General features: G+C 31.8%; 15 protein-coding genes. 8 read left to right on the forward strand and 7 right to left on the reverse strand.

Annotated elements, in window-relative coordinates; translation table 11 throughout:
• Positions 1-6: 6 nt before the first annotated feature.
• Positions 7-786 (reverse strand): lipopolysaccharide kinase InaA family protein, encoded by a 780-nt coding sequence (locus tag AC1QSP_RS01170; protein WP_484079403.1) that lies wholly within the window; start codon positions 784-786, stop codon positions 7-9.
• Between the two features lie 62 nt (positions 787-848).
• Between AC1QSP_RS01170 and AC1QSP_RS01175 the strand changes: the two genes are divergently transcribed.
• On the forward strand, positions 849-1664 hold the full coding sequence (locus tag AC1QSP_RS01175; protein ID WP_484079404.1) for a glycosyltransferase family 2 protein: 816 nt from the start codon (positions 849-851) through the stop codon (positions 1662-1664).
• Here the strand turns inward: AC1QSP_RS01175 and AC1QSP_RS01180 are convergent.
• On the reverse strand, positions 1661-2755 hold the full coding sequence (locus AC1QSP_RS01180) for a glycosyltransferase family 4 protein (RefSeq protein WP_484079405.1): 1095 nt from the start codon (positions 2753-2755) through the stop codon (positions 1661-1663). The genes AC1QSP_RS01175 and AC1QSP_RS01180 overlap by 4 nt on opposite strands.
• Before the next feature lie 193 nt (positions 2756-2948).
• Between AC1QSP_RS01180 and AC1QSP_RS01185 the strand changes: the two genes are divergently transcribed.
• From AC1QSP_RS01185 to AC1QSP_RS01200, 4 genes are all read left to right on the forward strand, one after another.
• A complete protein-coding gene (locus tag AC1QSP_RS01185; RefSeq protein ID WP_484079406.1) occupies positions 2949-3506 on the forward strand; it encodes an L-threonylcarbamoyladenylate synthase in 558 nt (185 codons plus the stop codon).
• Positions 3507-3537: 31 nt separating this feature from the next.
• Positions 3538-4959 (forward strand): CCA tRNA nucleotidyltransferase, encoded by a 1422-nt coding sequence (locus AC1QSP_RS01190; RefSeq protein WP_484079407.1) that lies wholly within the window; start codon positions 3538-3540, stop codon positions 4957-4959.
• Between the two features lie 3 nt (positions 4960-4962).
• Positions 4963-5478, forward strand: coding sequence for an IS1096 element passenger TnpR family protein (locus tag AC1QSP_RS01195; RefSeq protein ID WP_322970264.1), 516 nt, complete (start codon positions 4963-4965; stop codon positions 5476-5478).
• 163 nt (positions 5479-5641) lie between these two features.
• Positions 5642-11527 (forward strand): alpha-2-macroglobulin family protein, encoded by a 5886-nt coding sequence (locus tag AC1QSP_RS01200; RefSeq protein WP_484079408.1) that lies wholly within the window; start codon positions 5642-5644, stop codon positions 11525-11527.
• Between the two features lie 44 nt (positions 11528-11571).
• On the opposite strand, the gene AC1QSP_RS01205 is transcribed toward AC1QSP_RS01200, so the two are convergent.
• Both AC1QSP_RS01205 and AC1QSP_RS01210 read right to left on the reverse strand, forming a co-directional pair.
• Positions 11572-12300: a LytR/AlgR family response regulator transcription factor gene (locus AC1QSP_RS01205; protein ID WP_484079409.1), complete on the reverse strand. Its 729-nt coding sequence runs from the start codon at positions 12298-12300 to the stop codon at positions 11572-11574.
• A complete protein-coding gene (locus AC1QSP_RS01210; protein ID WP_484079410.1) occupies positions 12281-15106 on the reverse strand; it encodes a sensor histidine kinase in 2826 nt (941 codons plus the stop codon). Before AC1QSP_RS01210 ends, AC1QSP_RS01205 begins: the two co-directional genes overlap by 20 nt.
• Positions 15107-15291: 185 nt before the next feature.
• On the opposite strand from AC1QSP_RS01210, the gene AC1QSP_RS01215 reads away from it, so the two are divergent.
• Positions 15292-15729 (forward strand): hypothetical protein, encoded by a 438-nt coding sequence (locus AC1QSP_RS01215; protein ID WP_484079411.1) that lies wholly within the window; start codon positions 15292-15294, stop codon positions 15727-15729.
• 490 nt (positions 15730-16219) lie between these two features.
• Here AC1QSP_RS01215 and aceA read toward each other — a convergent pair whose 3' ends face one another.
• On the reverse strand, positions 16220-17506 hold the full coding sequence (aceA, locus tag AC1QSP_RS01220; RefSeq protein WP_484079412.1) for an isocitrate lyase: 1287 nt from the start codon (positions 17504-17506) through the stop codon (positions 16220-16222).
• 78 nt (positions 17507-17584) lie between these two features.
• The gene (aceB, locus tag AC1QSP_RS01225; protein ID WP_484079413.1) at positions 17585-19174 is read right to left on the reverse strand and encodes a malate synthase A; all 1590 of its coding nucleotides are present in this window, start codon (positions 19172-19174) and stop codon (positions 17585-17587) included.
• A gap of 115 nt (positions 19175-19289) precedes the next feature.
• On the opposite strand from aceB, the gene AC1QSP_RS01230 reads away from it, so the two are divergent.
• Positions 19290-20786, forward strand: coding sequence for a helix-turn-helix domain-containing protein (locus AC1QSP_RS01230; protein WP_484079414.1), 1497 nt, complete (start codon positions 19290-19292; stop codon positions 20784-20786).
• Positions 20787-20819: 33 nt separating this feature from the next.
• Positions 20820-21503 (forward strand): lysoplasmalogenase family protein, encoded by a 684-nt coding sequence (locus tag AC1QSP_RS01235; protein WP_484079415.1) that lies wholly within the window; start codon positions 20820-20822, stop codon positions 21501-21503.
• Positions 21504-21535: 32 nt separating this feature from the next.
• Here the strand turns inward: AC1QSP_RS01235 and AC1QSP_RS01240 are convergent, their stop codons facing one another.
• Positions 21536-22246, reverse strand: a complete 711-nt coding sequence (locus tag AC1QSP_RS01240; protein WP_484079416.1) for an RsmE family RNA methyltransferase — start codon at positions 22244-22246, stop codon at positions 21536-21538.

The raw sequence follows: 22246 nt of genomic DNA on the forward strand, positions 1-22246 counted from the left end.
GCTTTTTTATTTTTTGCCAATCAGACTTTTTAATTTTTTCTTACGTTGTTGTTTTAGATGAAATTGTTCTTGGAATTCGGTTGTTTTATTCCACATTGCATCAATAACTTCTTGCTCAGGTTTTCCAATTAATTTCGCATATTCTTTAGCCATAATTTCAACCATTTCTTGATGAGGTGTTAAACGAGAAAAATTTTTCATTCGTGTATCAAAATCCATTTCATCATGGAAATTCATACGATTTAAATCTACCAAATAAAATTCATATTTGTTCTCCTCGACTTGTTTTATTAAAGTATTACCAGGAGAATGATCTAAAAATTCAATTCCAGCCTCATGAAGTTCGTAGGTAAAACGAGTAAATTGTTTAAGAATTTCCGTACGGTTGGGCCAATGTTTATCGTGAACCATTTCGCGATACGTTAAATCCGCTTCAACCATTTCACAGAAATAATAACTATTTAAGAATTGAAGGGGCGTGGTTTGTTCAACATAAGCAATTGGATACGGTGTTAAGAATCCTAAATCAATCAATTTCTTAGCGTAATCGTAAGATCGTTGAGCTTTTGATTCTCTAAAAAAGCGATATACGAACTTGTTAACGACATTGGGAATCTTAAATGATTTTATTGTTGCAGTTTGTTTATTTTCTAATGCAATTTTCTTAATCGAATTACGATCACCTTTGGCTACATACTCTTGAATCGAATCAAAATTATCGATAATCATTTTTATTTCCTTTTCAGTCGTTTGATACGTTGGATTTACAACAATTTTCTGGGTCATTCATCTTCAAATTTCGTTCGGAGTAATGATTTATGTAGATATCATTTCCGATTGACAAAGATATGTTTATTTTTGTTGACATTATGATTAATACCAGCTTAGTTTTATCGACTTATAATTGGCCAGATGCTTTAGAACTGGTTCTTAAAAGTATAGCAGCTCAAACTGTACTTCCTCAGGAGGTAATTATAGCGGATGACGGTTCAACTTCCGATACAAAACTTCTTATAGAAAACATTCAAAAAGATTTTCCAACCGTATTAAAACATGTATGGCATGAAGATGAAGGAAATCGTAAGGCTAAAATTATGAACAAAGCGATTGCTCAAGCTCAAAATGAATACATCATAAGTATCGATGGTGATGTGATATTGCATCCTAATTTTGTGGAAGATCATTTGCAATTGGCTGAAAAAGATGTGTATTTGTATGGTTCTCGTGTTAATATACAGGAATCAGCTCTCTCTTCATTATTTCAACATAAATCCATTGCGTTTAATTTCTTTTCAAAGGGAATTAAAAAAAGAAGTCGCACTTTGCATTTTTTATCCCTTGCAAAAAAACAAAAGAAGCATGCGAATTATTCATCTAAAATGAGAGGGTGTAATTTTTCATTTTGGAAGTCAGACTTTATTAGAGTGAATGGATATAATGAAGAATTTACAGGATGGGGTAGAGAAGATTCGGAATTAGTTTTACGAATGCATCATGCTGGTATTTATGCGAAACGCCTGAAATTTGCCGGTATTGTTTATCATATTTATCATCATGAACAAAGCAAATCTTTCTTGGATCGTAACGATAAAATTCAGCAAAAAACAATTGCAGAGAAATTATCTTTTGCTGAAAAAGGCATTAATCAATATTTAACTCCTTAGGATTCATAAATCGTAAGAATTTGTTGTGCAATGTTTTTCGACGTGAAATTGTCTAGAATAAATTGATAATTTTGATCTGTCATATTTTTTCGTTGCTCTTCATTTAAAGAATACATCGCGAAAAGAGCATCTGCTAATAATTCAGGTTGATTCGGTGGACAAGTAAAACCATTTTTACCGTTTACAATTACTTCTGGAATTACACCCACTTGCGTTGATACCACAGGAGTTTGGTATAACATAGCTTCTAAAGCAGAAGTTGGGCCCCCTTCGCGTGAGGATGAAACAACAAATGCATCAAACATATGGTTCAATTGCATGGCGTCTTCAATTTTACCGGTTAGAACAAATTCATTTTCTACACCTTTTTGTTGAATAAGTATTTTAAATTCATCGGTAAGTTTTGAATATTCCCCTACTTGTATCAATTTGAAATTGGATAATTGATATTTATTCTTCAAGATGGAAACAGCTTCAATTAAAGTTGGTAAATCTTTTGCTTTGGTATGATTGGCAATGGATCCCATAAAATAAGATGCTTTGATATCGCTGAAACGATTCATTAACTCATCGCTTATTTTAGGAAATGTTTGTTCCGAAATACAATCATAAACAACAGTTGTTTTAAGCTTTGTCTTTTCATTCAACATGGGTTTAAAATTGTCTTCCACACTTTTGGAAACACATATGATGCGATGCAAAAAAGAAGCATTGTATTTCAACTTGCTTAAAAAGCTACTACTTCCTCCAATCCCTTTTTTACTAAAAATGACTTTGGCAGGAATAGAATTTAATAAGGAATAGAAATACATTAACGTTAATGCATCACTGGTATGAAGATGAATAACGTCGAATTGATATTGTTGAATGAGATCTTTGAGTTGTGCAACATTCCCAAACTTTGAAATTTTGCGCGATTTAGATGCGATAAATTCAATGTTGTGTCTTTTTGCACGTTCATGCAATGGTGTATTTTCGATACCAAAGATAAAATTTTTAGTCTGCAGTTGATTTAATTCGTTAATATTCAGAATTAATTGCTGTTCATTTCCACCCCAGCTTCTAGCACCAGAAATATGCAAGATTTTCATGATAATAGTAATAGTTTTATGTGACCAAATTTATGGATTTAATTCATACCTTTCCTCCATAGTTTATGATAATAACTTTCATGGGGTGTATTGAAAATTATTATGATGATTTGAATAAAATAAGGATATTATTTTGAAATTTGCACCCAAGTTAAAAAATAAATCTTTTAACTTAGATTAATAACATACAGTAATGTCGAACATTTACGATATAGTTGAACAACTAAAAGAAGGTAAAACCATGTTATATCCTACTGATACCATATTAGGTTTAGGGTGTGACGCAAAGAACGAAGGAGCAATTCAAAAAATTTATGAAATCAAGAATAGGCCTTCGTCTAAATCTTTGATCATTTTAGTTGATTCACCTAAAATGTTACAAGATATTGTAGAAGTTCCAGAATTAGCTTGGGATTTGATGGAATATAACGAAAAACCAATCACGATTATCTATGACAATCCAAAGGGTTTACCAAAATCATTAATTGCAGAAGATAATACGATAGCGATTCGTTTAACGGATGATTTATTGTGCAAAAAAATTATTGGGCGTTTAAACGGGCCTATAGTATCCACTTCAGCCAATTTATCGGGTGATCCATCTCCAAAAGTGTTAAAAGAAGTACATCCTGAAGTAATTAAAGGCGTAGATTTGGTTTTAGATGAATGCGAAACGTTTGAACCTCAGTTTACGGCGTCTACAATTATCAAATTAGGTTTAGATAATGAAGTAAAAGTAATAAGAGAGTAGTTTTTTTAGTCAAATCTTTTACTTTTGCAAAATGAAAATCCAAGAAGCTGTAACATTACCACTTTTTTCAAACGTATGTGAAGTTGCTGATCAAATTAATCAGGAAACTTATGTCGTGGGTGGTTTTGTACGCGATTATTTATTAGGTCGAGGACGAAAAAAAGATATCGATTTTGTAACGGTAGGAAACGGTATTAATCTTGCAAAAGAAGTTGCAAAATCATTAGGAAATACATCACAAGTTTCAGTATTTAAACGTTTCGGAACAGCAATGTTTCGTTACCAAGATATAGAATTGGAATTTGTTGGAGCGCGAAAAGAAAGTTATTCAGAAGATAGCCGTAAACCCCATGTGGAAGATGGTACGATTGAAGACGATCAAAAGAGACGTGATTTTACCATTAATACATTAGCGATATCGATGAACAAAGCCACATTTGGGGAATTGATCGATCCATTTAATGGAATTGAAGATTTAAAAAATGGAATTATTCGTACGCCATTAGAGCCTAATGTTACGTATTCTGACGATCCTTTACGCATGATGCGTGCTATACGTTTTGCAGCACAATTAAATTTTGTGATTGAAGAAAAATCTTTTCAAGCCATTATTGATAATGCAAAACGAATTGAGATTGTTTCTTTCGAACGTGTGATGGATGAATTCCAAAAAATCATGATGACAGACAAACCTTCTTTTGGGTTAAATCTGTTGGAAAAGGCAGGATTATTGCAATATATTTTACCCGAATTGGTCGCTTTAAAAGGGATTGAAGAGGTTGAAGGACAGAAGCATAAAGATAATTTTTATCATACATTAGAAGTTGTCGATAATATTTCTGTTCATACAGATAATGTTTGGTTACGTTGGGCAGCCTTATTACATGATATCGGTAAAGCGGTTACGAAACGTTTTGATAAAAAAGTAGGTTGGACATTCCATTCCCATGAATTTGTAGGATCTAAAATGGTAGTTAAATTGTTTCGACGTTTAAAATTACCTCTAGGACCACAAATGAAATATGTTCAGAAATTGGTCATGATGAGTTCACGTCCAATTGCGGTTGTGGATGATGATGCAACAGATTCGGCATTACGTCGTTTATTGTTTGATGCTGGTGAAGATTTCGAGGATTTAATTACGCTTTGTAAAGCGGATATTACGACGAAAAATGAACGCAAGCAAAAACGATTCAAACAAAATTTTGAATTGGTTGAGCAAAAAATTAAGGATGTTGAAGAACGTGATCGAGTTCGTAATTTCCAACCACCAATTTCAGGTGAACAAATCATGGAAATGTTTGGTTTAGCACCTTGTAAGGAAGTTGGAATTATTAAAAATGCCATTAAGGAAGCCATTTTAGAAGGGGAAGTAGAAAATAGCTACGAATCTGCTTATAATTTTGTGGTAGAATTGGGAAAAAGTTTAAATTTAGAATTGAAAAATAGTTAAAAAGTGATATATAAAATTCGTGTATTCCTTGATGCAAAGGAGGATGTTTTCAGAGATATTGAAATTAAAGAAAAGCAAACATTATTTACTTTATACAAAGGGATTATCAGTGCTTTCAGTTTACAAGGTGAAGAATTAGCATCATTCTATGAAATTGATGAAGATGGTGTTGAGTTAAAAGAAATTCCATTGGAAGATATGTCAGACGATGGTACTGATGAAACAATGGCTGATTTCTACATCAAAGAAGTTTTCAATGAACAAGGAGATCGTTTAAAATTTGTTTACGATTTCATGGAAATGTGGACTTTTGTTGCTGAATTAATTTCGATCGAAGATAAACCAGCAGTATTAAATTATCCATTAACTGTTTACCGTTTCGGATCAATGCCATTAAAAGCACCAAAACGCGATATGGAAATCTTAGATTTAGACGGTGATGATGATATTGATTTTGCAGAAGATGCAGGATTAAATGATTTACAAATCGACGAAGATTTAGACTTAGAAGATTTATAAAAAATACAATTTTATATATTTAAAAATCCGAATGTTAGACATGCATTCGGATTTTTTTATGCACTATAAACAACCTTTTATCACTAAATTGCATCTATACTACAAATACTATTCTATGAGATTATTTTCTTACATATTAACTTTTCTTATTCCACTGTGTGTTATGGCTCAGAATCCATCCATCGTACAGCAATGGAAAAGGATTGATCAAGACATTGCAAATGGTCAATTTAAATCCTTGCAACCCAAAATTGACGAAATAAAATTGTTAGCCAAAAATTTAAATGATGATGCCCATTACATTAAAGCTTTATTCTATGAAGCAAAAATAAAAGTTGCCACAACAGACGATACCGATGATGTTAACTTTGTTTTTAAGACATTCAGTAAAGAAATTAATGGGAAATCTCAAGTGCGAGATGCGATTGTACAAATGTATTTGGCGAAATTATATTTTATTTATTATAGTGAGAATAGTTACAAAATAGAATCAAGAACCGAAGTAGAAAATCAAAATTCTACTGATGTTCGTTTTTGGACCTATAAAGCATTTAATTCAAAAATTGATCAATTATTTAAAAAATCTATTCAACCAAAAAATGAGTTGATAAATGAAGATATAAATGATTGGAAACCTTTATTTGTACAAGATTTTAATGATCAAAATTCTTTTATTAAAGCAAAAGAATTAACACCTACGCTTTATGATATTCTTGTGCGTGAATACATCAATTATTTAATCAATGAGGAAATAGATTTATATACAAAATCTGCAGAAAGAAGTCAGGAAGCAAATCAATATTATCAAGAGTTAGCTAAATTGAATAGTGATAAAGGAAATTTTAATGCTTTCTTGTACAATCAACATCAGCAATTACAGAATAGAGCAGCAACGATAAATAAATCAGAATTATTGAAAGAATATGAAAATTTAGCTGGAATTTATTTTAAAGAAGCTGCATATAGTACTAGAATTTACGAAGACTATGTACAAAGGTTAAGTAATGAGGAAGAAATTAAAAAAGGAAGTTACAAAACCATTTTTGAAATTGAAAAAAAGGTAAAAGCAACATATCCAACTCTTGTCTCAACAAAAAATATCATTTCTATTGCGGATCAAATACGCGCTAAAAACATAGAAATTAAAACGGACGAATATATTTTACCCCAAACTTATATTCCGTTAAATGTGACACATAAGAATACGTCAAAAATTTATGTTAGATTATTTGATTATCCATTTAATGAGAAAAATGAAAAATTAATACAGAATTACAATTATCAAGATTCAGTAGAGACGACTAAAAATTTTAACGCAATTAATAAATTAAAGAAGATTGATGAATATAGTATCGATTTAAAATCTTTTGATGATTATCAATCGCATTCGTCAATCTACAAATTAAATCCATTAAAAGCTGGTCGATATATCGTTCTTTTTTCAACGAATCCAGATTTTGATTTTAAATCAGAATCTGAACAAGTTGTGTGTAATCAAATTTCGGTAACGCCATATTTAATTTCTATAGATAATAAAAATATATACGTTACTGATCGCGAATCTGGAAAACCAATAGAAAATGCAGTAATCGAAATATTTGATAGATATAATTCGTCTGTTATTACAAAGGATATTAAATCGGATTCTAATGGAATTGCAAAACTTGATTTGTCTAATCGTTCGATTTCATATCGTGTAAAAAATGATGCTGCAGTTTATTCAAATTATATTTATAAGGATTATTCAAATTCGAATGAAACGGTTAATAATGTTGCAAAAATATTGACAGATAGAGCAATTTATCGTCCAAGTCAAACCGTTTATTTTAAAACAATTCTATACAAAACGTACAAGAAAGAAAGTGAAATTTTAGCTAATTCTAAAATTCAAGTTCTTTTGAAAGATGTTAATGGAAAAGAAGTTGCTAAAATAGATGGTACAACTAATACATTCGGATCCTTTAATGGACAATTTCAGTTACCAGCCTCAGCATTAACGGGCAATTTTCAGCTTGTTATAATCGGATTAGATGGAGCACAAATTTCGAATGGTTATCAATCAATTCGAGTTGAAGAATATAAACGACCAAAATTTGAAACAAAAGTTGATCAATTAAAAGAAGTTTATCAATTAAACGATAAAATTAAAATTTCTGGTAAAACGGAAGCTTTTTCTGGTGCAATGATAGATAATGCGAATGTAAAATATCGTGTTTATCGCCAAGAATTATTTACATATTGGCCATGGTATCGTCAAATTCCTTACGGTAGATCAAATCGTGAAGTAATTACTTTTGGTGAAACTAAAACGGATGCCGAAGGTAAATATTCTTTCGATTTTATTGCAAAACCAGCAGAAGAACGAAAAGGAGTCGATCGTTTATATAATTATACAATTGAAGTTAGCGTAACTGATATTAATGGAGAAACGCAAGCAACGACTTCTTATGTAAAAATTGGAGATCAACGTTTAGTTTTAAACGTTAATTTAAATGATAGAATATCAACAAAAGATTTAGAGAAATTTACAGTTGGAATTACTAATCTTAATGGAGTTAAACAGGAGGGAAAAGTACAAATAGAAATTTACTCTTTACAATCTCCGAAGCAAGTTTTAAGAACTACTCGTTTTCATACAAATTATAATTATTATTCTGAAGAAGAATTTAGAAAGCTATTTCCAAATTTACCTTATGGAGATGAAATCATTCCGAAAAATAGAAAATTAGGCCAGAAAATTTTTGAGACGACATTTGATACTAATATTTCAAACGAAGTTAAATTTCCGAAGCCAGATCAATTAGAAGAAAATTATTATATCCTAAAAGGTTTTGTATTTGATGGGAATCAGAAAGTAGAAATTGAACGAATTGTTTACATTGAAAATCCAAATAAAATCAATCCTTCGACTTTATTATCGGTTGTTACGGATAAGGACAGTTATAAAGTAGGAGATGTTGCAAAGATAACTTTCAAATCTGCTGAAAAGGGTGGATACGTATTTTATAAAGTTGGTACAAATAATAAAATTTATAAAGAAGGTGTTCTTAATTTAGATAAATATAAAACGGTATCAATTCCAATTGAGAAAGAATATTTAGGAAACATAGGAGTTAGTTATTTTATCGTTAAGCACAATCATGTTTTATCAGATGTAAAAACGATTAACGTTCCAATGGAATCAAAAGATCTTAAAATTTCAACCGAAGTTTTCAGAGATAAATTAAAACCAGGACAACAGGAACATTGGAAAATTAAGATAGAAGGTAATCAAAAAGATAAAATTTCTGCTGAAGTTTTAGCAACAATGTATGATGCTTCTTTGGATAAATTCGTAGCACATAGTACTCAATTCAATCCAAATAACAATCGTACAAATTACATTCGTAATTCATTTTCTAATTTAAATAATGGAATTGGTTTTTCAGATTCGTATCGATTTTATTTTCAAAATTTATTTGAAGATCATTATGTAAATGATTATACAAATAGTTTGAGTTTTTCATTGTTTAATTTTTCCTTTAATGGAGGAATGTATGATCGATTTTGGCGTTCCAAAGATATGGTTTTACAAGAAGCGAATGTAAGGGCAGAAGGTAAAGTTTCTACTGCAATGCAAAAAAATGTTATACCAACTCCTTCTGCTCCAAGTGCTATTACACAAAGTCCAATGGTTTTACCAGAAGCAAAAGTTCAGGAAATTGAAGAACAAATCAATCAAGTCCAAGCGCGTAAAGTTTTAAACGAAACGGCATTTTTCTTTCCCAATCTTAAAACAGACGCGGATGGAAATGTTATCATTGAATTTACAGCGCCAGAATCGTTAACCGAATGGAAATTGATGACATTAGCGCATACAAAAGATTTAAAAGTTGGGTATTTAGAAAATCGTGTCAAAACCCAAAAAGAATTAATGGTTGTTCCGAACGCACCACGATTTTTAAGAGAAGGTGATCGCGTTTCAATTTCAACGAAGATTAATAATTTATCAGAGCAAACATTAAGTGGAACAGCAAAATTAATGTTATTTGATCCGTTTACAAACGAACCAATGGATGCGAAATTTAAGGTGAATCAACCCACACAAAATTTTACTTCAGCCCAAGGAAGTTCAGATCAAGTGACTTGGACACTAGATGTTCCTAAAAATGTACAAGCAGTTGTTTATCGTGTGGTTGCTGTTGCAGGTGAGTTTTCGGATGGAGAAGAATCGGCTTTACCCATTTTAACGAACCGTATGTTGGTCACAGAAACGATGCCGATTTACATCAAGGAAAATCAAACGAAAACATTCAATTTTAAAAACATAGAACAGAATAAATCAACAACGCTAGATCATTTTAAATTAACGTTCGAGATGACAGCTAATCCAATTTGGAATGCGATTTTTGCTTTACCGTATTTACGCGAATATCCGTACGAATGTGCAGAACAAGTATTCTCTCGCTTATATGGAAATATGGTTTCGGAAAAAATTATTAACTCGAATCCAAAGATTAAAGCTGTATTTGATCAATGGAATGCAAAAGGGGAAGTAAAATCGAAACTACTATTGAATGCTGAGTTAAAAAATATCATTTTGGAAGAAACGCCTTGGGTACGTTCTGCAGAAAACGAAGACACGCAAATGAAGCAAATTGCGACTTTATTTCAAATGAATCAGATGCAAAACGAAATGCATTCAGCATTTGAGAAATTAAGTGCAAAGCAACATGAAAATGGTGGATTTGCTTGGTTCGATGGCGGTCGTCCGAATGAATACATTACGACGCATATCATAGCTGGTTTTGGAAATTTGAAGAATATGAATGTGAATTTCAATGCCATGAATATTCAACCCAATGAATTAATTAGACGTGGAATTCAATTTATAGATCAAGAGAACATCAAACGCTATAATGAATTCAAAAAAGATTTAAAATCATTTAAGAACATTACCTATTCAGACGGAATTCATTATTTATATGCCCGTTCATTCTTCTTGGATCAATTTCCGATGGATAAGAATTTAGAGGAAATGAAAAATGTGATGTTAAAAAATCTAAACGAAAAGAAATTAGATTTATCGCTACAACAAAAAGCTATGGCCGCTTTAGTTTTAAAACGTTTCGGGATGGAGTCAGCAGCGAAACAAGTGTTGATTTCTACAAGAGAAACAGCTGTACTTTCGGACGAAATGGGCATGTATTGGAAAAACAATCAAGCGGGATGGTTCTGGTACGATGCACCCGTAGAAACTCAAGCTTTATTGATTGAAGCGTATGATGAGGTTCTAAAGGATGTGCAATCAGTTGAGGAAATGAAAGTTTGGTTGCTAAAAAACAAACAAACGAATCAATGGAATTCCACAAAAGCAACGACCAAAGCGGTTTATGCATTACTGAATACTGGGAAATCTTGGTTGGATGCCGAAAAAGGAGTTAACGTGACGATCGGAAATGTTCCTTTTGATATTGAGAAAAATTCACAAGCAGGTTCGGGTTATGTCAAAACAGCGTGGAATGCTTCAGAGATTAAACCTGAATTCGGAAAAGTTGAAGTTTCTAAATCCTCTCCGGGTGTTGCTTATGGTGCAATGTATTGGCAATATTTTGAAAATTTAGACAAAATTCAATCGGCAGAAACGGGGATCAAATTCAATAAGAAGTTGTATGTGAAAATGAATACAATGAATGGACCAGTTTTAAAAGAAATTAATGCTCAAACGCCTATTCAAGTTGGAGATGTTGTAACGGTTCGTTTAGAAATTTCGATTGATCGAAATATGGAGTTTGTTCATATTAAAGATATGCGAGCGAGTGGTTTTGAGCCTGTTAATGTATTATCAGGTTACAAATGGAAAGGAGAATTTGGATATTATGAAAGTACGCGTGATGCATCAACCAATTTCTTTGCTGATTATATGCGTAAAGGAACATATGTATTTGAATACGATTTAAAGGCGAATAATGCGGGAAATTTCTCCAACGGAATTACATCGATGCAAAATATGTATGCACCTGAATTGAGTGCCCATAGTGAAGGAATTCGTGTAGATATTAAGAATTAAATCAAGAGATATAATACACGCCTCAACGAAAGTTGAGGCGTTTTTTATTTGCGTAAAATTTTAATGCGATCCAATACGAGATTGATTTTGTCCGTTGCAATAGGAATCTGAATATCATTAATTAGAGATAAAGTTCCACCATTGGTTTTATTGATTGAAGTAATGCAATCATAATTTACGATATATGATTTTTGAACCCGAATAAAATTTTCATTTTGACTTAGAATTTCATCAAAAACTTTTAAATTTTTACTGACTAATATACTTTTTTGATTTTTAAGAAATATTTCAGAATACGCGCCTTCTCCTTTGATGTATATAATGTCCTTAGTTTCTACGAACAATAAATTATTCCCACTAGGTACAGCAATTTTATCCAATGACGAATTTCCAATCACATTTAGCTGAATGTCGCGAAGTTTTTTAATTCGATCCAAAGTTTCTATTAATTCTTCTGGATTAATTGGTTTTAATAAATAATCTTTGGCATTGAGCTTAAACGCTTTTAATGCGTGTTCTTGATATGCTGTGGTAAATACCAAATCAAAGGTTATTTCGCTTTCATCCATAAAATTATGTATTTCCAATCCATTGTATTCAGGCATTTCAATGTCAAGAAATACAACATCTGGCTGTAATTTTCGAATGGCTTTTACTCCTTCGGGTAAATTTTCGCAAGAAGCCACAACAGAAACATTTGGATAAAATTCGTTAAGAATAACTTCTAAAGAAATTCTTGCTCTTTGTTCGTCATCAATGATTATTGCTTTCATAAGGTTGTTTGGTTAAAGAAATAATAACTTTTGTCCCCATTGGAGATTGATTGTCATGATAGAGATCGATGTATTCTATTTTTAGATTTAAATTATACGTTTGATTCAAAATATTCACCCTATTTTCTAATGCTTTTGTTGCAAAAGGGGTATGGTTTTTACGATGTTGGTTTATTTTTTCACTGGCTACACGTCCAATACCGTTGTCTACGATGCAAACTTGTAATTCTTCCTCAGTTTGTTTGATTGTAATAATCATTCGTTTCTGCTTTTTGAGATGAAGCAGTCCATGTTTAATTGCATTTTCGATGATGGGTTGAAGGAGGAGCGAAGGAAATTTCCAATGGCCTAGATCAACCCCCATATTATTAATCGTGTATTCGAAATCATCATTAAATCGCGCTTTTTCAATTTCAAGATAGATTTCATTAGTCTCAATTTCTTCTTTTAAACTGATAAAATCTTTTTCACTAAGGTTTAAGATTTGACGGGTTAATTTTGAAAATTTCGATAAATAAAATAGTGCCAACCGTTTATCATTGGTTAAAATGTAGGATTGGATGGTATTTAACGCATTGTAAAAGAAATGCGGATTCATTTGAGATTTGATGGAAATTAATTTCTGAATGTTTAATTCGTTCTGCAATTCAAATTGTTGGATAATCTTCTGATTTTTACGTTGAATACTATTGACTTTTTTACGGGATAAAAAGTAAGCCAATGCGATGATCAATGCAATACATAACGATTGATAAAACACATTTGACCAAAATGGTTTTTGGATGCTGAAATGAATTTGTTGTTCTATTCGATCATTAAAATTACCTTCAATACGAATTCGAACCGTATAATCGCCTGGTGCTAATGATTGTAAATTAAGTTCTCGGGATTTCGAATCAATATAATTCCAATCTTCATGATTAATTTTGTATGAAATTTTATAATAATCATTAGGAGTTGAACTAAATATATAATAGCGGATTACAAAATTGTTCTGATGATATGAAAACACGTTGTTTTCATGAATATTCACCAATTTACCATTCACGAAAACATCATTTAGTTTAAGTTGTGGAACGTGATTATACTTTAATTCCTCTTTCTTTTTTTTGAGCAATCCAATGCTTGTTGCAAAATATAGCGTATCTCCAATTTGTTCTACATCATTGGCATTAAAATGAGAATTAATATTCAAAAGTTTCATGAATTTATGATTTTCTAAATCATAAAGATGAACAGCTTTTAAGGTGTGGATATATAAATTATTTTCCGATTTTTTAATGTTCGTTATTCCGTTTTCTTGAATGATTTCAGGAAGTTTAAATTTTTCAATGGTATGATCCGAATAGATGCGAATCAATTGTCCAAAATCTGTTAATCCAATCATATAATTGTGATGGTAATCGATTTTCTTGAGATAAATATTCTGTCCATTTTTATAAATGACTTTAGACAATGATCGATTTTTCATTTGATATAATCCATTTTTACTCGCGTAATAGATAATGTCTTTTACCGCATTATAAGTCACAGAAACACCATTTAATTCTTGCGAAAAAATCGTATAGTACAAGCCATTTTCCTCTCGGGTTATATGTTGTGGAAACTTAATTTTATTTTGTTCATGAATAGTTGGATCATTGGTCACTAACCCGATATAACGACTGGCTGCAAAAGCGTAATTGTTTTTACTAATCGGTACAATGTCTTTAATAGAAAATAGTGCTTCGAATAATTTATCTTCTTGATACCATCTGAATTTTGAAGAAGCTCCAATGATCGAATGGTTAGAAGGATCTGTTTTTAAGAAAATATAGGCATGATTTGCAGGAGATTCTAGAAGAGTGGATAGCTGACCATTTCGATAACGATAAAGCCCATCTTTCGAATTAGAAATGATGAGTTCTCCATTTAATTTTGCCAAATGGTTGGGTTGTAAGTTGGTAAATGTAATCTCTGAATTTAGATTTTCAACATATAAAATTCCCTCCGTTAAGGTTGTAATCCAATAATTGTGTTTTTGATCTTTATAAATGGTCGAAATATTTTTATTCGAAAAATATTTCTTTTTTTGCTTGGTTAATAGGTTATAACTGATAATTCCTGAAGTAGAACTGATCCATAGCGTAGATCCAAAGTGATCCAAATTTTGTTTAAAATCAATATCAAAAAATTCGTGATGTTCGAAAAATTGTCCTTTTGTAAACACAAAAAATGTTTCTTTGTTGTATTTATCAAAAATGTATACTTTATCGTCAATTACAGTAAGTAAGGGACTGTCTATTGCAGCACTATAATTTGGTGGTACATGATATGTTTTTTTTCCAATAACAATTTTGTTTTCAATAATGTACCCTAATTCATTATTCAAAACAAACGTTTCTTTGAGTTCTCGCGTAATATGATGAGGTAAATTTCTGCCTTTTAAAGTTTTCAAATCAATTGCTGCAAAATGATTTTGTAGTGGCAAATAAAGAACATCATTTGTAATTTGATATTTATAATACCCTTTTAATTTATAATTTGAAAGTTGTGTAAGTTTTTTGTTTTCGTAGTAATATATATGTCCATCAAAATCCTGAAACCAAACCCGATTAAAACGATCTATCTGAATATTGTGAGCTCCTGTATTGAAATGTAAATTGACTTTACGTAGTAATACACCATCGTATTTATACATTCCTGTTTCGGTAGCAATCCAATAAAATCCATAACGATCTTGGGTGAAATCGTAAATGGTATTGTGATCTAATCCGTCAGCAGTATTGATGCGATAATAGAAGGGGGTCTTAGCCCAACAAAACAAAATTTGTGAAAAAAATAAAAGGAATAATATGTATTTTTTTAGTTTCAATATACTAGTGTTGACACTTGTAAATTTAAGTTTTTTTCATTGGTTAAAGTAAAGTTATAAAGTAGATTTGTATATTGAAGCAACACTTTTATTAAGCGAGCATATAAAAGTACTGCTTATGAAGCCTGAATATTCGTATGAAACAAGAACTTAAAAATGCAATTGAACAAGTTATTGCAGATAAAATAAATTATTTAGAACATTTAATTGATGACTTGCGTGCATCGAATACGGAGACGAAAAGTAGTATGGGCGATAAGTATGAAACTTCTCGAGAGATGTTGCAACAAGAAATTACACGCATTCAAAATCAATTGAATGAAGTATTAATGCAGCAAGAGTCTTTTTTAAAGATAGGAGTGAAGGAAAGTCAAATAATCGTTGACGGTTCTTATATCGAAACTTCGTTGGGTAATTTTGTGATTGCTTGTAGTTTAGGAGAAATAAAATTTGAAAATCAGAAAATATTTGTTTTGTCTAAGCAGACTCCTTTAGGTCAATTGTTATTAGGTAAGAAAATAGGGGATGTGATAGAGATGAATGGAAAATCCATTATAATTAATGGAGTAAATTAATACAAATGGCGTTTATCTTTAACTTCTATCTTTTTTATTCTAAAATAGAATAGCAAATAAAAAATGATTTGAAAGATAGCATAAAACCATAATGCTTTATGGAAAGGTTGATCATTTAAATATAAAAATAGGACATGATTTAAGAAAAGTACAAGTGTACCAACGATAAAAAAAATTAGTCGATATACATTGTCTTCATTTGAAAATCTTAGATTTTTAAAACGATATTGATAAAAGAATAGAAATGCAAACGCAATAGAACTACCGATTGGAAAAAATAAATTAAAAAATACTGTAGGAATATGATCTGTAAATATTATACACAAAAGATTATTTATCCATGCAAATGAAAAAATAAAAAACGTAGAATATAATACGAATGGTTTAAATATAATTGATTTTTTTTCTTGATCGGTAAACATGCTTTCAAAGATAAAAAAAAGACCGAGGTTGCAGCTCGGTCTTTTTAATTGAAAAGTATGCATTATATTTAGTGGAACTGCGCAGTCTCCGTACTTTCAGCCATAGCCGTAGTAGAAGATTCTCCTTGTTGCACTGTGTTTTGTACGTAATCAAAGTACTGTGTACCAACAAATGATTGGTGTTTCACTGCTGCGAAGCCTTCTTGTTGTAAGGCAAATTCGCGTTCTTGTAACTCTGAGTATCCTGCCATTCCTCTGGCGTTATATGCTTTTGCTAACTCGAACATTGATGTGTTCATCGCATGAAAACCAGCTAACGTGATAAATTGGAATTTATAGCCCATAGCTGCTAATTCTTCACGGAATGTTTCCATTTCAGCGACTGAAAGATGTTTTGCCCAATTGAATGATGGTGAACAATTGTACGCCAACATTTGATCTGGATAAACTTCTCGAACGGCTTGAGCAAATTCTCTAGCCATTCCCAAATCAGGATTCGATGTTTCCATCCAAACCAAATCCGCATAAGGTGCATAACTTAACGCACGATCAATCCCTTGTTCTAGTCCATTTTTTACAGCATAAAAACCTTCCGATGTGCGAGAGCCTTCAATGATAAACTTATGATCTCTTGGATCGATATCAGAAGTAATTAAATTAGCCGCTTCAGCATCTGTACGTGCGATTAATAGCGTAGGTACTCCACAAACATCGGCAGCTAATCGTGCCGCTAATAATTTGTTAATGGCTTCCTGAGTTGGTACTAAAACTTTACCACCTAAGTGACCACATTTTTTTGCTGATGATAATTGATCCTCAAAATGAACGCCAGCAGCACCTGCCTCAATCATTTGTTTCATCAATTCATATGCGTTTAAATTTCCTCCAAAGCCTGCTTCTGCATCGGCGACTATAGGTGCAAAATAATCGATATTGCCTTGTCCCGTAATGGATTGGATTTCATCGCGACGACGTAAAGCATTGTTGATTCGTTTCACAACCATCGGTACTGAATTGGCAGGATAAAGCGATTGATCAGGATACATCTCAGCTGATAAATTAGCATCTGCTGCGACTTGCCATCCTGAAAGGTAAATGGCATTTAAACCTGCTTCAATTTCTTGAATGGCTTGATTACCATTTAATGCTCCTAAACCAGCCATGTATTCTTTCGAATGTAATCCATCCCAAAGCTTTTGTGCCCCGTTTTTAGCAAACGTATATTCTATATCTAAAGAACCTCTCAGTTTGATGACATCTTCTGCCGTGTAATTTCGTTTAACATTTTTCCATCGTGGATTTTGATCCCAATCCTTTTGGATGGCCATAATTCGCTCTAAATTTTTTTGACTCATAATAATAGTTTTTTTGTGTTTATTGTTGTTTTTTTGTGAACAAAGGGGCTTTTATTAGTAGAGAGAGTCTTTTATATTCTAGATGTACGGATAGGCGCTTAATGTTAAAAATTCTTTGAACTCTTGATTTAGCACCAACTCATCAAATAATTGGATGGCTAAGTCAAATTTTCCTTTGGTATAATTTTCAGAACCAATCATTGCTTTAATTTTCGCAACTTCATCAGTTCTTAATTGTTTGTATTTTTCACAATTAAATTCAGATCCATCTTCTAATCGGATGTGATTCTTCAGCCATTGCCAGACTTGTGTTCTTGAAATTTCAGCAGTTGCAGCATCTTCCATTAAATGATACAATGCAGCAGCTCCTTTTCCCGATAACCAACTTTCTAAGTAAAGAATACCCACATTAATATTCTCACGAATACCTTTTTCAGTAATGGTTCCTTTCGGAAGTTCTAATAATTTCTCTTCCGTGGTTAATACGTCTTCACGTTTCACATGGATTTGATTTGGTGTAGGCATATATTCATCAAAAATAGCCATGGCTACATCTACCAATGCAGGATGAGCAACCCAAGTTCCATCATGACCATTTTTTACTTCACGAAGTTTATCCTTTTTTACTTTAGTAAAAGCTTCCTCGTTTTTAGCCTCATTATCCTTCACAGGAATTTGAGCTGCCATACCTCCAATTGCATGTACATTTCGTTTATGACATGTTTGAATCACAGCTAATGAATAGGCTTCCATAAATGGAGATATCATAGTTACTTGACTACGATCAGGAACGATAAAATGGGGATGATTTCTGAATTTTTTGATATAAGAAAAGATGTAATCCCATCGACCACAATTTAATCCTGCCATATGATCTTTCAACTCGAAAATGATTTCATCGATTTGGAAGGCTGCAGTAATGGTTTCAATTAATACAGTAGCTTTAATTGTTTGTTGAGGGATTTGCAAATAGTCTTGTGCGAAAACAAAAACATCATTCCACCATCGGGCTTCTAAATGATGTTCAAGTTTCGGAAGATAGAAATAAGGCCCACTTGAATTGGAAAGTAACGTGTGTGCATTATGGAAAAAATATAAACCAAAGTCAAATAGTGAGCCTGATATTTCCTCTTTATGTATTGTGATGTGCTTTTCATTTAAGTGTAAACCGCGTGGTCTCACTAACAAAACAGCAACATTTTTATTTAATCGATAGGTTTTATTTTTTGATTCGTCCGTATACGAAATGGTACGATTTATAGCATCTCTAAGATTTTGTTGACCTTGTAAATTATTATCCCATGTAGGAGAATTACTGTCTTCAAAGTCTGCCATAAATGTTTTAGCTCCAGAGTTTAACGCATTAATAACCATTTTGCGATCCACTGGTCCGGTAATTTCTACACGACGATCCTGTAAATCCGCTGGAATTGGCGCAGCAACCCATTCACTTGTTCTAATTTCTTTCGTATTCTGTTGAAAACTTGGAAAGTTTCCCAGATCAAAAAACTTTTGACGAGCATCACGCTCGGCCAATAATTCAAGGCGTCTTGAATTGAACTTCTCATGTAAAGCCAGCAAAAAATCGATGGCTTCAGGCGTCAAAATATCGGAATACGTATTCTGAACTTTTGGCGCTACAATAAATTCATTAATAGCGGTTCTCATAGGTTTGTGTTTTTTTGTGTAATTTTGGTTTGTTTGTAAGCGGAAATATACTTTCAGCGAACGTTCGCTAAATTATAAAATTTCGTTTAGATTCACCAAATAATTTTTTAAAAAAATGCAAGAAGATTATATAAAGTTAATTTTTGGACTAAAAATTAAGCAGATTAGAACAGCTAAAGATTTATCACTCTTTAAGTTATCGAAGATGACAGGTTTATCGAAGTCCTATTTAAATGAGATTGAAAAAGGGAAAAAATATCCAAAGACCGACAAGATTATTCTATTGGCTGAAGCATTTGATGTTTCATATGATGAATTAGTTTCTCTTAAATTGGATAAAAATTTGGCTCCAGTTGCTGAAATTTTACAATCTAATCTTTTGCAAGAAATTCCATTAGAACTTTTTGGTATCGAAGAAAGAGATTTAATTGAGATTATTTCCAATGCTCCTATGAAGGTGAATGCCTTTATTTCTACATTGATTGAAATTGGTAATAATTATAATTTAACTCGCGAATCTTTCTTCTTAGCCTCGTTACGATCTTTTCAGGAGGCCAATGATAATTATTTTCCTGAAATCGAATTGGCGGCTAAAAATTTCATGAATCAATATTCAACCAACAAGGAAGGTGAAACCATCACAGATGAATTGATGATGGAAATTTTAAAAGAAGAATTTAATTATGAAATTTATATAGAAGATTTTAAATCCTATAAACGTCCTGAATTAGGAAAATTACGTTCAATTTTTATTGAAGAGAAAAAACATTTGTACATCAACAGTGATTCGGATCTTGATCAAAAGCGTTTTATTTTAGCAAAAGAATTGGGGTATAATTATTTAAATCTTAAGGAACGATTAAATACCTATTCATGGGTTTCTTTTGAAAATTTTGATCAATTGTTGAATAATTTTTATGCTTCTTATTTTGCAGGTGCACTGCTTTTACCTGAAGATGAATTGATTCAGAAATTAACAGAATTATTCTCATCAGAAGAGCATGATACCAAAAACTTTTTAAAATTATTTGCAAACTATACCGAATCTCCAGAAACGGTTTATCAGCGAATGACCAATTTATTACCTAAACATTTTAATATTCGCGATTTATTCTTCTTAAGATTAACAACTAAAAAGGGTTCGGGTAACTTTAAATTGACTAAAGAATTGCATTTAAATCAACAACAATCGCCTCAGGCGAATGAGACAGACGAACATTATTGTCGTCGATGGGTTTCACTTAATGTGTTGAAAAAATTGGAAGAAGCTGAAGATTTAGAGGAACAACATATAATTTCTTCTCAAATCTCAATTTATCCCTTCAATAACAACCAAAAATATTATGTGATTTCTTCCGGTACACGTGATCCTTTTAATCCGGATTATTTGAGAAGTGTAACAATTGGGATTTTATACAAGAGTGCTCAACGAAAAGTTAAGTTTTTATCAGATCCTACGATTCCTGTGCGAGAGGTGGCTGTGACATGTGAAAATTGTGGGATGGAGAATTGTGCTGAACGCGTGGCTCCACCGAAGCGATTTGCAAAAGATGTTCATTCAAAACGCATAAAAGTAATCGTAAATGAATTTATAAAAGATAAAAGTCAATAATATTTTATAGATTAGTGTATAACCACAAATTATATGCTAATCTTTTTTTTTATCGCAATTCTTACAGCTTGGATATTTTATGTTCGTTTAAAACTAAAAGGGCCAAGTTTACGCGCGTTAGTATTAAAAATGCTGACGACGCTTTTCATTATTTTTTTTGCTAGTACCATTGTGATTCAGCACCCCACTTTGCTTGAAGTAGGATTTGTTGTAATCATTGCACTAATCTTTGGATTGATCGGAGATATTGTGTTAGATTTAAAGCTCATTTATCCGCAGCATAATGATTTTTATACCTATTTTGGTTTTACTTCCTTTATTTTGGGGCATTTGGTATATATCGGATATTTCTTATTAAATTATCCATTAAATACCATTTCGTATTCCTTTATTTTTGGATTTGCAGGAATGAGTGTTTTTATGGTTTTAATGACTGAGATTCCAATGAAATTAAATTTTGGTAAATTTCGAATCATTTCTTCGATATATGCGTTTATTCTAACGTTTATCATGTGTTTAGCATTTTGGATAGGAGGTATGTATTCTAATCTCGGACTATGGATGTTTGGGGGAGGAATGGCTTTATTTCTTATTTCAGATTTAATTTTGAGTCATTCATATTTCGGTGAACAAGAAAAGCCATGGATGATCATAGGGAATTACCTTTTCTATTATAGTGCTCAATTGACGATTGCAGCAAGTATGTTATGGATATAAAAAAAGGAACTCAATCGAGTTCCTTTTTGTTATTAATGATTAAAGCTCCAATCAGTGGCAAAAACAGCCTGTAAAGCTGCTGTTTCTGTTCGAAAACGTTGTTTACCTAAGGTAATCCCTGTAAAAAGAAGATCGTAGGCTGCTTTAATTTCTTCGCGTGAAAAATCGCCTTCTGGTCCAATCATAACCAATATTTTTTCAGGAGTATCCTTTAAAATTGTAGTGAATGGTGTACGTTCAATATCACTTTCACAATGGGCGATGCAGGTTTTATAATCGCTGAAATCGCGTTGAATAAAGTCATGAAATTTCACCAAATCATTCAGTTTTGGTAAATAGGCTTTTAAGGATTGCTTCGTCGCAGATTGTACAATTTTTTCTAAACGTTCAATTTTAATGTTTTTACGCTCTGAATGAAAAGATTGTATAAACGTAATTTCATCAATCCCGATTTCAGTGGATTTTTCTAAGAAAAATTCAATACGCTCAATATTTTTTGTAGGTGCAATTGCGACATGCAAATAATATTTTTTCTGTTCATAATTTTCTTGAAGATTTAAAATTTTACCTTCAACTGTTTTTTTTGAAACAGAAATAATTTCACATTCTGCTAAACGACCATCACCATCTGTAATGTTGACAATATCTCCTTCAGATCCTCTTAAAACTTTAGCAAAATGCTGACTTTCATCTTCATTTAAAAAGGCGCTGTCCCCTTCAAATGATCCAAAAAATAATTTCAT

The organism is Faecalibacter sp. (assembly GCF_057177045.1).

What these genes read in the sequence shown, in the direction of transcription:
- AC1QSP_RS01170 (WP_484079403.1), bottom strand. Translation starts at nt 786, where the DNA reads ATGACCCAGAAAATTGTTGTAAATCCAACGTATCAAACGACTGAAAAG.
- AC1QSP_RS01175 (WP_484079404.1), top strand. Translation starts at nt 849, where the DNA reads ATGTTTATTTTTGTTGACATTATGATTAATACCAGCTTAGTTTTATCG.
- AC1QSP_RS01180 (WP_484079405.1), bottom strand. Translation starts at nt 2,755, where the DNA reads ATGAAAATCTTGCATATTTCTGGTGCTAGAAGCTGGGGTGGAAATGAA.
- AC1QSP_RS01185 (WP_484079406.1), top strand. Translation starts at nt 2,949, where the DNA reads ATGTCGAACATTTACGATATAGTTGAACAACTAAAAGAAGGTAAAACC.
- AC1QSP_RS01190 (WP_484079407.1), top strand. Translation starts at nt 3,538, where the DNA reads ATGAAAATCCAAGAAGCTGTAACATTACCACTTTTTTCAAACGTATGT.
- AC1QSP_RS01200 (WP_484079408.1), top strand. Translation starts at nt 5,642, where the DNA reads ATGGCTCAGAATCCATCCATCGTACAGCAATGGAAAAGGATTGATCAA.
- AC1QSP_RS01205 (WP_484079409.1), bottom strand. Translation starts at nt 12,300, where the DNA reads ATGAAAGCAATAATCATTGATGACGAACAAAGAGCAAGAATTTCTTTA.
- AC1QSP_RS01215 (WP_484079411.1), top strand. Translation starts at nt 15,292, where the DNA reads ATGAAACAAGAACTTAAAAATGCAATTGAACAAGTTATTGCAGATAAA.
- aceA (WP_484079412.1), bottom strand. Translation starts at nt 17,506, where the DNA reads ATGAGTCAAAAAAATTTAGAGCGAATTATGGCCATCCAAAAGGATTGG.
- aceB (WP_484079413.1), bottom strand. Translation starts at nt 19,174, where the DNA reads ATGAGAACCGCTATTAATGAATTTATTGTAGCGCCAAAAGTTCAGAAT.
- AC1QSP_RS01230 (WP_484079414.1), top strand. Translation starts at nt 19,290, where the DNA reads ATGCAAGAAGATTATATAAAGTTAATTTTTGGACTAAAAATTAAGCAG.
- AC1QSP_RS01235 (WP_484079415.1), top strand. Translation starts at nt 20,820, where the DNA reads ATGCTAATCTTTTTTTTTATCGCAATTCTTACAGCTTGGATATTTTAT.
- AC1QSP_RS01240 (WP_484079416.1), bottom strand. Translation starts at nt 22,246, where the DNA reads ATGAAATTATTTTTTGGATCATTTGAAGGGGACAGCGCCTTTTTAAAT.